A 12,823-nucleotide genomic window follows, 5' to 3' on the forward strand; every position below is an offset into this window, starting at 1 on the left:
GGAACAGCTTGCTGAAGCCATAGCGCGGATAACGCTCAGCCGCCTGTTGAAGCGCACGGATAACAGGTTCATCACGTTGTAAGTCCGGGCGATAGTGATACACCGTGCGGCTCAGCGACAGCACCCGTCAGGCCTGACGGACGCTCAATGAAAATGTCTGGACCATATACGTGGCCAGCTCCCGCTTCACTGCAGGCTTTAAAGTTTTTTTTCGATCACGTCCTTCAGTGCCCGACACTCAAGACTCAGATCGGCAAACATCTGCTTAAGACGGCGGTTCTCGTCTTCCAGATCTTTGATCTTTTTAATATCACTGGCTTCCATACCACCGTACTTAGCTTTCCAGTTGTAGTAACTGGCTTCTGAAATTGCGGCTTCCCGGCAGACATCTTTCACCGTTCTGCCTGCTTCAACGGACTTCAGGACGGCGATGATCTGGTGTTCAGTGAAACGGGCTTTACGCATAGCGATCTCCTTTGAGGCAGTCTCAGTATGCCGGAAGATCTCTAAAAGTGAATGGCACCATTATGCGGGATGGTTACACCAGGAGCGGACGTTGCTTTCCAGCGATCATTGCTCTACAAGTTAATGACCCAATGTAATAAGGGCAATACTATGCTCCTTGAGAGACTTAAATGAATCGCCACGGATAATCTAGACACTTCCGAGCCGTTGATAATATTGATTTTCATATTCCGTCGGTGGCATCTGATCACTCGAACCATGCCGACGCTTACTGTTATAAAACATTTCGATGTAATCAANGATATACAGATTTAGTATATCAAGAATTTCATTCTTTCCTATTTGACGCTGGAATTCTGCGGGATAATTTATGTGAATATATATATTACTTCTCAAAAAATGGCTCCCACAAAAAAGAAGGGCAAGAGATCACAACTGCAGGTGGGCTATTAAAACAAGTATTAAATAAATTAACTAATCCTACAAAAATCGAAGCTTACTTAAAAAAAGAAATGAGTATCGGTGGATGGCTTTTTGAATTGGGTCATTATCGGGACTTAGTAATACATTCCGCACCAATAAATATAGCTAGCCATCGTCTATATGAAATTCATGAAGCGATTCCTATTGCTGATAACAAAACTCTTCCTTCCGTGCGTTTTCCCTTACCTGCAAACCCAGATCAACTTTACAGTGAGCGCTGTAAGAAAAATGATTTCAATAAATACATTGAGCAAGTTGAAAGGTTATCTCGCATATCAATGCAAGAGCGTGGAAAATATGATTGTCTAGAATATGCGCTTAAAGTTTTTGGGCTGCTTTGCAAGCTGGCATTGGAAATATCAAAAGAATCGCCATTTGAACCAATGCAACAAGAATATATACGAAAAGATAACGAAATAATTTTTATAGTTATGAAAAAAATAAAATCCCCTAAACCAATAGAGACATATCTCTTACAGCGAATGCTCGAGGTGTTCCGGTTGGAGCTCTAACTGAAACACCTCACTACAAATAGCTTATACTCTGCGCCACACAAATGCCTCAGCGGCTGGATAACACCGATTAATCTCTCATTTTGGCAATCCAATAAGTAATGACATAACCAGCGATTAAAAAACCAACCGTTCCAGCAAACTTTGCCCAGCCATTTTCAAACCAGTAAAGAGACCCCATGGCAAGAAGGACAGAAAGAAATGTGATGGTTCCCTCAAGCACATGTGAGGTTAATTTAACCAGAAATGATTTTGCAGAGTTCATTCTCCACTCCCTTGCAGGTCATTGGATGTCCCTTAATAAACATCAGGTAGGGTTCCATCTCTTTTTCGACTAAAAAAATAAATCATATCAAGGTCTTCACGCTGCACTTTCATATACATAAAAGGATATTCCCTGCTCATCCGCCGCGAGGCGCGAGCAGCCTCCTCAATGAGTCCCTGAATCATGATGATGTTCAGACTGGCCGAAGATGTGAACCTGATAAAGTGTCGATAGACTTTTTCAGCAACAACCTTGCGAATAATGATTGCCGCGCCTGTCTGTGCAATGGCTATTTGCCCTCCAACTTTACCGGCGATAGCGCCACCACCATAAAGCAGTTTGTTTTCAATCACTTCTTTGCCCTTTGGTCCAAGCTTTTGATAAAAGTCGTTAATTATTATCGTTATCAATCGTCTTAAGGGTGTTTCCGGGTTCCCCATCCCCTTTATCATTCTAAAAAACCGTTCGTTTTCTTCTTCGTTGCGATATTTTTCCCGACGATCACCAATGCCAGTACCTTCCCAGGTTCGAACAACGCCCAAGCCAAACCCTCTTGGAAGGCTGGATAAGCTATCGGCTATCCCATAGGCTATCTGCGAAATGTCCATATAATTCCTTCACGTTAACGAGTTGTAGAACAAAGGGTAATCAACCTGCCCTCTATTTTCCAATCAGAATTTTTCAGTTCGGCCAAATTTGTTAACTTTCCCACAAGCATTGTTATTTCTGAGAATGGCGCATTTTTATAGCACCGCTCACATGCCCGAATTAGATCCATCCCGATAACGGAAAGTATAAAAATTCATTTAAAAACATAAGAATATAATTTTAAAGAGTTCCTTTCACGATTTAAAAAACTGAAAAATACTGAAATTCTTTTCAATCTCTTCAGTTTGAGTTTTCCCACAAGCCACCAGCACTGGCGCGGGCTAGCGGTCTGGTTTGTAGAAAAACAAAACTGAAAAATTTTTTCGATCCAAAACCCGCAGCCGGGTGTGGTGTAGTGCCGTTTTTGTCTGCGACACATTTATTTATCCGTGTGTGGCTGCGCTATCCTGATGAGGCGCTCCTGTTTGCGTACTTATTGGTGGGTTCGTCGGCGGTGCTCTCGCCGCGTGGGAAATGGGTCGTTTGTGGAATTGATTATGCAACAGGTTAATTCAATATCTTTGGTGAAGGTTCGCGAAGCTACCGATTTATCCCAGGCTCAGTCTGACGTTGTGCTTAGTGGTAATAGCACAGGCATAACTGTACCGGGGCAGGTTCTGGAAGCAACGGTTCAGGTTAGTGACCAGCGATATATACTTTTTCTGACGGATGACGTTATTTTCGAGGAATCACTGACCATTGCCCTTATCGATGTTAACGATGGAGTTAAAGAGATCGTGCATTTGGGTAATGAGTACGCGACGGGAAGTTTTGAGGACTTATCTGTGACAACAGATAGCATCACATTCAGATTCATTGGTGATTCTCTCTGGACAATTAAGATCGCCGATTCGCCTCGCTTAAGGTTTCCTTTTGGTTCCGATCCAAAGGGGGTGAAACGAGAGGCTGGACTGAAAAAATATATGACAATTTCGGCTACCCCTGCGCCTGAAAAAGCGCGCTGACGCTATTTTCACCAAAGCGCTGAGCGTTCTATAGGTGCAGGCATTGATCTAATGTGAAGAGTCAACTATACACTCTTTACTTACTCACCATTATTTATCTTATTGATTAATAATAAATAAAAAGCATTATAAACAATATACACAGTTAAATGAGAAAAAGAATTTTCTCTACCGGCTGAGTGACTTGCATCATTCTGATATGGTCAAAAAGTAACAAACTCATCATGCGACTTTCGATATGACATTCCATAATTGGTACAAGTTAGGTGTACACTTTAAAGCTGAATTAGATAAAGCTTTTAAATTTCATCAAGTTGCATAAATTATTCAGACTCCGCCAGCCTAAAGCATCAAACCGAGCAGGCACTCATGCCCGACTCACCGAACAGAAGCGCTCAGGCAGGATTTGTCTAAGCTTCAACGCCATGCGCATTGATAAAAACATCCTCAATGCGCGTGTTATATTTATCGCTGAAATATCCATACTTGCTCAGCGGGTAAAACAACGTGATAGTGCTGCTGTGCGCGTTGCTGCGCGCCGTAGACCCGCACCACAAAATCGTCGTCAACAGTACGGAAGAGATACTCCCAGCGATCACCCAGATACATCGTGGTTAATAGCGGCAATTCGATGGAGTTTTCCTGCATGGAATCGGCCAGACGCAGGCTTTCAACCCGCGCAATCGCCGTTGCTGGCTGCCCTTCGCTCACGCCCGGGCCTGCAATACCCCACAACGACCAATGCGCCCCCTCTATGCGCGCTTTCCCATCGACAATCCTGGTCACCTTGCCATCCAGTCGGTTGTTACTGCCCATAAACTCAGCGGTAAAACGCGTTTTCGGCGCGCCGTACATCTCTTGCGGGGTGCCCTGTTGTTCAATCACGCCATTATTAAGCAGCAAAATTCTGTCGGAAATCGCCATCGCTTCGTTCTGATCGTGCGTGACCATCAATGCTGAAAGCCCAAGATTTACAATCAGTTCGCGTAAAAATACCCGCGCCTCTTCCCGCAGTTTCGCATCCAGGTTAGACAAAGGTTCATCCAGCAGGATAACCGGGGGGTTATAGACCAACGCCCGACCAATGGCGACGCGCTGCTGTTGCCCGCCAGATAGCTGGTGCGGATGGCGCTTGCCAAGATGCCCAAGACCAAGCTGATCCAACACAGTTTGCGTCCGCTGCTGTAACTCTGACTGGGGGACTTTTCGCAACTTAAGCGGGTAAGCCACATTTTCAAAAACCGTTTTATGCGGCCAGAGCGCATATGACTGGAAAACCAGCCCCAAATTGCGCTCTTCTGCCGGGATCTCACTACGCGGATTGCCATCGAAAACAAGACTGTTACCGATGGTTATCCGCCCCTGGGTCGGTTTTTCCAGGCCTGCAACGGCGCGCAGCAAAGTGGTTTTCCCGCTCCCGGACGGGCCGAGCAACGACACAACCTCTCCTCTTTTGAGCTCCATCGAAACGCCTTTCAACACCGGGTTATCACCATAGGTCAAATGCAGGTCTTCTACCGATAGCTCAATCATGTAATTTCACTCCAAAACGCAGGGCCACACCAAGACCAATGACCACCAGAAGAATATTGATAAAAGAGAGCGCCGCGACAATATCAATAGCGCCCGTCGCCCACAGCGACACCAGCATCGAGCCGATCGTTTCAGTCCCCGGAGAGAGCAGATAGACACCGGTTGAATACTCTCGCTCAAAAATCAAAAACATCAGTAGCCAGGAACCTATCAGGCCATAACGCGCCAGCGGAACCGTCACATGGCGAGTAATTTGCCCGCGCGTGGCGCCGCTACTGCGTGCCGCCTCTTCAAGCTCAGGCCCGACCTGCAATAGCGTTGAGGAAATAAGCCGCAGCCCGTAAGCCATCCATACCACGGTATAAGCCAGCCAGACGCTGAAAATCGTATTACGCAGCGAGCGCAGCCAGACTATCAGGTTTTCCCGCAGCCACTCCGCGACCGGCAGCGACGAAAGCCAGCCATTTTTCAGCGATTGATCCAGCCACATCGGTAAAAACAAGAACACCCACAAAAATGCCAGACCGGCCAGCAACCCTGGTACCGCACGGGGCACCAGTACGCTGTAATCGAGAAAACGCGTCACATTGTCATGTTTACGGTGCATGGCAATCCCGACAAACAGATAACACGCCACGGCCAGCGCACCGCCAAAAACCCCGATTGCCATCGAGTTGACGATTGCGCGCAATAGATTGGGCTGCTGCCAGATATTGCGGAAGGTATTTAGCGAAACCTCATCCCACAACGATACGCCGACGCCCCAGTTAGAAATAAATGCCCGCAGCACAACGCCAAGCAGCGGCACGCCGATAGTCACCGTAAGCCAGGCCAGCACAACAAAACCGGCAACCCAGCGCCACTTGCCAAGCGGCAATGCGCGCGCCTGCGAGGCTTTGCCTTTCATCGTGACAAAACGATTCGCGGTGCGCATCAGACGACGCTGCAACATCACCAGCGGTACCGTAATGCAAATCAACACCACCGCCACCGCCGCCATCAGATGATAGGAAGGCGTGCCGAGCTTATTGGTGAGTTTATAAAGATAAGTAGCGAGGACCATGTTGCCTTCGGGGTCGCCAAGTACCAGCATCAAACCGAACACTTCCAGCCCGAGGAAAAATAGCAATACACAGGCGTACAAAACAGAAGGACGCACCATCGGCAGGCTGACCGCCGTCATGACCTGTAAGGGTGAAGCGCCCACCGTGCGCGCCGCCTCTTCCACATCGGAACCGACGCTGCGCAGCGCAGAAGAGATATACAAATAGGCGTGCGGCACATGGGTTAGCCCGGCGATAACGACAATGCTGAACATCGAGTAGATATTCCAGGGAACAAACCCTAAAAGCTGCTCCGCCCAGCGCGAGAAAAAACCCACCGGCCCGGCGGCAACTACGTAGCCGAAACCGAGTACCATTGGCGAGACAAATATCGGCACCAGGATCAGCGGTTCAATAAACCTGCGTCCGGGTAAATCTGTCCTCACCATTAAAAAAGCCAGCACCCCGCCCAGAGGGATAGCAATAATCACCAGGCCAAATGCCAGAATAAAACCCGATTGTAACGCCAGCCAAAAATCAGGATCGGTAAAAATAAATTCAAATGCTTCCAGACTCAGTGTTTTCGAGCGAACAAAAAAAGGGGCTGAGAGGAAGCTTTGCACCACAATAAAAAGCAGTGGGATATAGATAACCAGCGCGGTAATTAATACAACGACGCCACGCGGCAAGCTTTGCCACTTTCTGCGCACTCTATTCATGGTTCATCCCTTTGGTCGATAGTCCACAAAACCTGCCGGGTGAGAAAAAGGTTGCGTCCCTGTGCATAACAGTTTCGCAACCGTGACAGAGATTATTTGGCCGCAGCAGCGCGCCACTGTTTAATAAATTCCAGACGCTTTTTCGGTTCCAGATATTCCAGCAGCGTTTCATCTACCGGGATCGGTTTTAGCGCATCGCCAAGTAATTTAGTCATCCCTTCGACATCATTTTTGCCTTCGATGTCATTACGCAATGACGGAATATCTGACTGGTTAGCCAGGATGCTCTGCCCCTTTTCCGACAACAGATAGTCGAACCATAATTTCGCCGCATTACTGTGCTCGGCTTGTGCGCTAATAAAAGAGACGCGGGACAGCACCAGCGCATAATCTTTCGGCCAGGCGATGCCAAGAGAATTATCCCCTTTCGCCCGCGCCTCGGCATAGGAACCGAGAATATTATAGCCAACCAGGTTTTCGCCGGACGAAACACGCTCCATCATCGTGCCGGTGGAGGACTGTACCGTCAGCCTGCCTTTAGCAATATCGCTGAGCGTTTTGAAATAGTTTTTATCGTGTTTACTGTCTTCCACGGCCAGCATAAAACCCACGCCTGATTTTTCGATATCGTAGGTGGTGACTTTATTTTTAAATTTATCCGTCTGGCTGGCGACTAATTTAGCCAGCGCCGCATGGGAATCCGGCACATCTTCTTGTGGGATCAGCCGTTTATTATAAATAAACACCACCGGCTCGTAGGTTGTTCCGTAAGCTTTTTGTTGCCATACCGCCCATTTTGGTAACTTATCCAGCTCCGGTGAAATATATTCTTCAGCATAATCCTTCGCCAGTTTTAACGCGGTGTCCATAGAAGAGCTCCAGATAACATCGCCGCTTCCACCGCCAGAGGCCTGCTCGCTGAGATAACGGTTGTACAATTCTGTACTGTTCATGTCGTTATATTCAACTTTAATGCCCGGATATTGTGCTTCAAAACCTTTAATTAACGGACCCGCCGCTTTAGTATCCGTTGTGGAGTAGATAATAACTTTGCCCTCTTTGATCCCGGCATCAACCACCTTTTGATATTCAGCCGGATAACCCTGAGGAAGCTCTGCCAGCACGCTGCCGGAAAAGAGAGCCGCCATCATGACGCTCAGAATGTTTATTTTTTTATTCATTTAAAAACCCCTTGCCAGAAAATTTAAACATAAAATTAACATATAGCGTGTCATCCGCCTGTTGCAACGCGACAGATTGTTTTTTCCAGCTTTTGTGACATTGATGCGCTTAAATAAAATACCCTGCAGCGCGTGCATTGTGAGAGCCGTCTACATGTCGAAAATCAGGTTTATTGTTCGTGCAGTAGTGAAGCATTAACGCTCAGTAGCCGCTGAAATGCCGGGTAAGAGAGGAATAATAAAACAGGTGGTGGCGTCACATTATTCACTCGCGAGATATAAAAATTTTTTTAAGCGGGCGAAACCTTTCTCGTCGCCGCAGCGAACTGTGTATGAGCGTTAACAAACCTAACCACTGTGGAGCGCACCATGACCCCGATGAAAAAAATATTTCTTAGCCTGACTTCAGCCGCACTGCTTAGCTTATCTGCCTCGCACGCCTTTGCCGCACTTCCCACCGGCGCAAAAGCCCCGGATTTTCAGTTGCAGGGAGCGCTGGCGGGTAAACCATTAACGTTCTCCTTACAGCAGGCGCTGCAAAAAGGCCCGGTAGTGCTCTATTTCTTCCCCGCCGCGTTCAGTAAAGGTTGCACCATCGAAGCCCATGCGTTTGCCGAAGCCACCGATGATTTTAAAAAACTCGGTGCCAGCGTGGTTGGCGTGACCGCTGGCAATGTCGATCAGGTTGATGAATTCTCGAAGCTTGAATGCCGCGACAAGTTCACAGTTGCCGCCGATCCTGGGGCAAAAGTCGCCGCGCTTTATGAAACAGTCATGGAGATGAAAGGAAAAACCCTCTCAGACAGGACGTCCTACGTGATTGCGCCAGACGGCAAAATCTTGCTGAGCTACACTGACAGGAACCCGGAATCACATATTCAGAAAACGATGGAAGCCGTAAAACAGTACGCCAACGCGCACTCATGATGCGCTGTTAACAACCCTATCCATCAGGAATTAATATGCTGACCGCCATGCTCGCCGCCTTTGCAGGCGGCATTATCCTGAATTTTATGCCTTGTGTATTTCCTATTATTTCGCTCAAAGCGTTGGGACTTATTCGTCATACACAAAGCGCTGCGCAAACCCGCAAAGAGGGTCTCGGTTTTTTGCTCGGCACGCTTGTAACCATGATGTTGCTGGCGGGCATATTGCTGGCTTTGCGCGCCGGAGGCAGTGCCGTGGGTTGGGGTTTCCAGCTCCAGTCGCCGCTGGTGATTGCTTTTCTCGCGCTGATTATCCTCAGCGCAGCGCTTAACCTGCTCGGCGTGTTTGAAGTCGGGCTTTCGTTACAGCGTGCCGGGGAAATCTCGCTGGAACGCGGTGCTTTTGCGCGCGCGGCGTTGACCGGCGCGCTGGCGATTATCGTTGCAACCCCCTGCGCCGCACCGTTTATGGCGGGCGCCATCGGCTATGCGCTGGTGCAACCGCCCGCCGTCGCACTGGTGATTTTCTTTTCCCTCGCACTCGGTTTTGCCGCGCCTTTTAGCCTGCTCTCCCTGTTCCCGGCGCTGGGCAACTGGCTGCCGCGCCCTGGTGCATGGATGAACACGCTTAAACGAGGCCTGGCTTTTCCGATGTTCGCTGCATTCGGCTGGCTGGTGTGGGTACTGGCTCAGCAGGCGGGTACGGCAGCGCTGGCGGCAATCATTGCCGCTTCTGTGGTGCTGAGTTTTGCCGCCTGGCTGTATGGTATGGCGCAGCGTCGTCGCCTGGCGGGTCAGTCACATAAAGTGCTGCACCTCGCCACCGCCGTGCTTGTTCTGGCGGCGATAGCACCGTTGCCCGGTGTTGTTACGCGTGGCGAAGCACTGCCCGACGAGAACGTTGCACAAGTAAAATGGACACCTCAGACGCTGGCGGATAACCGCGGTCACGGGAAAGCCATCTTTGTAAATTTCACCGCTTCCTGGTGCATTACTTGCCAGGTGAACGAACGGACATCCCTGTCGACTCAGGCGGTAAAAGCGGCGCTGGCGAAAACGCAAACACTTTATATGGTTGCCGATTCCACGAAATTTAATGCAGATATTGATGACGCGCTTAATGAGCTTGGCCAGGGAAGCCTGCCGCTGTACGTCGTTTATCCGGCGGATGGCAGCGCCCCCAAAATTTTGCCGCAGGTCTTAACCCCTTCCATTGTGATTAACGCCCTGGCGCAGGCCAGCAGTAAGAAAACATAAGCGACATGGATATCAGCAAGGCACGTGAGCAATGGCCGCAGTTAATGGTGCTGGCGCAAGCTGGCGATCAACAGGCCTACACTCGTCTGCTTAAAGCCCTCGTACCCGTGATCCGCTCGCTGGTACGTAAGCAGATTAGCGATGATGTGCTGACAGAAGATGTGATTCAGGACGTGCTGCTTACCCTGCATCGGGTTCGCCATACTTACGATCCCGCCTCGCCTTTTTTGCCCTGGCTGATGGCCATCACCAGCGCCCGTACGATTGATGCGCTGCGTAAGCGCGGGCGTTACCGTCTACGGGAAGTGGAAAACGGCGAGGTATTTGACGTGCCGTCACCAGACACGTACACGGAGACACACCATGCGCAAGAAGAGCTTTCTGTGCTGTTAAACCAGTTACCGCCGCGCCAACGGCAAATTATTGAGCACGTTCATCTGCATGAGATGAGCCTGTCGGAAACCGCGACGCGCTATAACCTGACGGTTTCCGCCGTTAAGTCGTTGCTGCATCGCGCACTTACTAATCTTCGTCGGTCAGGAGCACATCATGACCAGTCATGATCTGTTGATTGAAAAATTAAGCCGCTCAGCCGGGACGGTAAAACGCCCCTGGAAGCCAGGTATGCGGGTACTCACCTGGGTTGCAATAGCGCTCCCCTGCGGTGCCGCCACTGGTTTACTATTGCAACGCACGCTGACGGACTGGTCAGCCAGCGGCACAATATGGGTACTGTGCCAGCTACTGCTGACTTTTATTACCGGAACCCTGGCAATCAGAAATGCTTTTCTGCTCAGTATTGCCGGTCGCCGCCCGCTAAGCGGAAAATGGTTTGCGCTGGCGGGAAGCCTCTGGTTTGCCGCCACACTTGCCAGCCTGCATCTGCATCATGATACCCCGCTAGCTACTCCCCCGGATGGCCCCAACTGCTATCTGTTTATGATGGTCGTCAGCGTGCCGATGATGGCTATCATGATGGTTTATCTGCGCCGAACCCGGACGCTGTTTCCGGCGCGCAGTTTAGCCGCGGCAGGGGCTGGCGTGGCCTGTATGGCGCTGACACTTCTGTCGCTTTGCCATCCTACACATATCAGCATCGCGGATTTGGTAATGCATCTCGCGGCAGTAGCCTCTATTGTCGGCATTATGTTGATGGCAGGTTATAAATGGGTATCTTTACCGGTTAATAATAAATAAGCGCCGGATATTTAATTTTTAGTTATTTTAAATTAACTAAAAAAAGCGTTAAAGACGCCAATTAAATTAGCCAGCTATATATTATTTACGTTTTGCCTGCCTTATGGCAGGCGTTCACTTCTTCAATAGAATTAATCAGATAGGAAAACAGCCCTATAAAATTAAGTCATCTATGCACCTTCATTTAAAAAAAATTTTTATTATTACCCCGTGAAATAACTTATTGAATTCGTATAATCTTCCAGGTCGTAAATTTTACTATATTACAAACTGAATACGTTTCTCGCGTTAATTCTATTGTTTGCCTGAAATCTTTTGTGTAGAATTCGCCTCGTCTTCAGGAAATCCTTAGAAGATAATTTTTAAGCAGGATAAAAAACATCACCTGCACAATAAAACAGTAGATTTATCAAAAAGTAATATTTAAAGTTATTTTATTTTATCGAAAAAAGTGGTTGCTCGCATATTTCTTGTTAAATAACAGTGAATGTGAATTAACATTTCACCTTCACAGGAGCAACGCAATGAATGTAAAAAACTTTGATGACCAAATGCAGACTATCCAGGATTTGAATCTGTCCTATTTGTTACTGGCGCAGAGTATGATCCGTGAAGATAAAATTGCTGCAGGTTTCCGCCTTGGCTTAAACGATGCCACGCTGGAAACACTCAAAGGTTTATCCTTACCTCAACTTATCAAAATGTCCTCTACGGGTCAGCTTATTTGCCGGTTACGTATTGATGATGAAATGGTGATTGAGTGCCTGACGAAAGACTCGCGTATCGATGCGCTTCAACGCCTCCATACCGGCATTATTCTGTCAAGCAACCTGCTTAACTCTTTGTCTAACGAAGCACATGGAGCTAATTGATGGACGATAATATGATGTCTGAAAAAAGCATTATGTCTGAAATCAAGGATGCTCAGATAGCCATGGAGTTAATCTCTTTCGGCGCGCGCATGCAGGTTCTGGAAAGTGAAACCAACCTCAGCCGCAGAAGATTGCTTAAGCTTTATAAAGAGCTGAAGGGCTGTTCTCCGCCTAAAGGTATGCTGCCCTTTTCAGCTGACTGGTATATGGCGTGGGAACAAAATATTCACTCATCTATCTTTTATAATATTTTTAGCTATTTGCAGAAAGTTGAAAAGAAACGTTCTATTGAGTTGATGATTAAAGCGTTTCGTATTTATCTGGAACACAGCCCGGTTGAACCCGGAAAGAAACCGGTTCTCGGCTTAACCCGCGCATGGACGCTGTTGCGTTTTGTGGATGGCGGCATGTTAAAACAAACGGAATGTGAAGTGTGTGGCGGGCGTTTTATTACCACGCCGGAACATATGTTTAACGGTTTTACCTGTAGTTTATGCGTTCCCCCTTCGCGTGCGATGAAAAAGACGCCTGCGATTAACGTTCCTTTTGCTACTTCATCTGCGCTGCAATAACTTTTATAGCCTGTTAAAAGTACAAAGCCTCTCGTCACTGAGAGGCTTTTTTATTTCCGGTGACCCGTCCTGAATAGCGTTGACACATTCCTGACTCAAACCCGGAGAACGTGATGATGACTGAGTTCAAACGCACCCAACGCGATTATCCTCTATCCTTTAAAATAGCCGTTGTTGAGCAGATC

Annotated in this window: 13 protein-coding genes and 2 pseudogenes; 8 read left to right on the forward strand and 7 right to left on the reverse strand. The window is 48.1% G+C overall.

What is annotated here, in order from left to right:
• Together ACTU3N_RS03935 and ACTU3N_RS03940 are read right to left on the reverse strand one after the other, a co-directional pair.
• Positions 1 to 465: pseudogene (locus tag ACTU3N_RS03935) on the reverse strand (transposase); the annotation flags it as partial.
• A gap of 189 nt (positions 466 to 654) precedes the next feature.
• Positions 655 to 768 (reverse strand): annotated as a pseudogene (locus tag ACTU3N_RS03940) (IS3 family transposase); the annotation flags it as partial.
• A gap of 209 nt (positions 769 to 977) precedes the next feature.
• Here ACTU3N_RS03940 and ACTU3N_RS03945 point away from each other — a divergent pair.
• Positions 978 to 1,460, forward strand: a complete 483-nt coding sequence (locus ACTU3N_RS03945; protein WP_443084833.1) for a hypothetical protein — start codon at positions 978 to 980, stop codon at positions 1,458 to 1,460.
• A 70-nt stretch (positions 1,461 to 1,530) separates the two neighbouring features.
• On the opposite strand, the gene ACTU3N_RS03950 is transcribed toward ACTU3N_RS03945, so the two are convergent.
• Both ACTU3N_RS03950 and ACTU3N_RS03955 read right to left on the reverse strand, forming a co-directional pair.
• The gene (locus ACTU3N_RS03950) at positions 1,531 to 1,725 is read right to left on the reverse strand and encodes a hypothetical protein (protein WP_443084834.1); all 195 of its coding nucleotides are present in this window, start codon (positions 1,723 to 1,725) and stop codon (positions 1,531 to 1,533) included.
• Between the two features lie 32 nt (positions 1,726 to 1,757).
• Complete coding sequence (locus tag ACTU3N_RS03955) at positions 1,758 to 2,333, reverse strand: hypothetical protein (RefSeq protein ID WP_443084835.1); 576 nt, start codon at positions 2,331 to 2,333, stop codon at positions 1,758 to 1,760.
• A 537-nt stretch (positions 2,334 to 2,870) separates the two neighbouring features.
• Between ACTU3N_RS03955 and ACTU3N_RS03960 the strand changes: the two genes are divergently transcribed.
• A complete protein-coding gene (locus ACTU3N_RS03960) occupies positions 2,871 to 3,338 on the forward strand; it encodes a hypothetical protein (RefSeq protein WP_443084836.1) in 468 nt (155 codons plus the stop codon).
• A 465-nt stretch (positions 3,339 to 3,803) separates the two neighbouring features.
• Here ACTU3N_RS03960 and ACTU3N_RS03965 read toward each other — a convergent pair whose 3' ends face one another.
• The 3 genes from ACTU3N_RS03965 to ACTU3N_RS03975 all read right to left on the reverse strand — a co-directional run bounded on the left by ACTU3N_RS03965 (position 3,804) and on the right by ACTU3N_RS03975 (position 7,814).
• Positions 3,804 to 4,871, reverse strand: coding sequence for an ABC transporter ATP-binding protein (locus ACTU3N_RS03965; protein WP_443084837.1), 1,068 nt, complete (start codon positions 4,869 to 4,871; stop codon positions 3,804 to 3,806).
• Positions 4,864 to 6,633 (reverse strand): ABC transporter permease, encoded by a 1,770-nt coding sequence (locus ACTU3N_RS03970; RefSeq protein WP_443084839.1) that lies wholly within the window; start codon positions 6,631 to 6,633, stop codon positions 4,864 to 4,866. The genes ACTU3N_RS03965 and ACTU3N_RS03970 overlap by 8 nt, the downstream gene beginning before the upstream one ends.
• A 92-nt stretch (positions 6,634 to 6,725) precedes the next feature.
• Positions 6,726 to 7,814 (reverse strand): ABC transporter substrate-binding protein, encoded by a 1,089-nt coding sequence (locus ACTU3N_RS03975; protein ID WP_443084840.1) that lies wholly within the window; start codon positions 7,812 to 7,814, stop codon positions 6,726 to 6,728.
• A 369-nt stretch (positions 7,815 to 8,183) separates the two neighbouring features.
• Here ACTU3N_RS03975 and ACTU3N_RS03980 point away from each other — a divergent pair, with 369 nt between their 5' ends.
• The 6 genes from ACTU3N_RS03980 to flhC all read left to right on the forward strand — a co-directional run bounded on the left by ACTU3N_RS03980 (position 8,184) and on the right by flhC (position 12,638).
• A complete protein-coding gene (locus tag ACTU3N_RS03980; RefSeq protein WP_443084841.1) occupies positions 8,184 to 8,741 on the forward strand; it encodes a peroxiredoxin in 558 nt (185 codons plus the stop codon).
• A 35-nt stretch (positions 8,742 to 8,776) separates the two neighbouring features.
• On the forward strand, positions 8,777 to 9,997 hold the full coding sequence (locus ACTU3N_RS03985) for a protein-disulfide reductase DsbD family protein (RefSeq protein ID WP_443084842.1): 1,221 nt from the start codon (positions 8,777 to 8,779) through the stop codon (positions 9,995 to 9,997).
• 5 nt (positions 9,998 to 10,002) lie between these two features.
• Complete coding sequence (locus ACTU3N_RS03990) at positions 10,003 to 10,560, forward strand: sigma-70 family RNA polymerase sigma factor (RefSeq protein WP_443084843.1); 558 nt, start codon at positions 10,003 to 10,005, stop codon at positions 10,558 to 10,560.
• Entirely contained in the window at positions 10,547 to 11,194 is a 648-nt protein-coding gene (locus ACTU3N_RS03995) for a hypothetical protein (protein ID WP_443084844.1), read from the forward strand. The genes ACTU3N_RS03990 and ACTU3N_RS03995 overlap by 14 nt, the downstream gene beginning before the upstream one ends.
• A 524-nt stretch (positions 11,195 to 11,718) precedes the next feature.
• Entirely contained in the window at positions 11,719 to 12,066 is a 348-nt protein-coding gene (gene flhD / locus ACTU3N_RS04000) for a flagellar transcriptional regulator FlhD (RefSeq protein WP_443084845.1), read from the forward strand.
• Entirely contained in the window at positions 12,066 to 12,638 is a 573-nt protein-coding gene (gene flhC, locus ACTU3N_RS04005; protein ID WP_443084846.1) for a flagellar transcriptional regulator FlhC, read from the forward strand. The genes flhD and flhC overlap by 1 nt, the downstream gene beginning before the upstream one ends.
• Positions 12,639 to 12,823: the final 185 nt, after the last annotated feature.

Origin of the sequence: Vagococcus sp. WN89Y (assembly GCF_052220145.1) — a bacterium.
In the GTDB taxonomy this organism is placed as follows: domain Bacteria; phylum Pseudomonadota; class Gammaproteobacteria; order Enterobacterales; family Enterobacteriaceae; genus Kosakonia.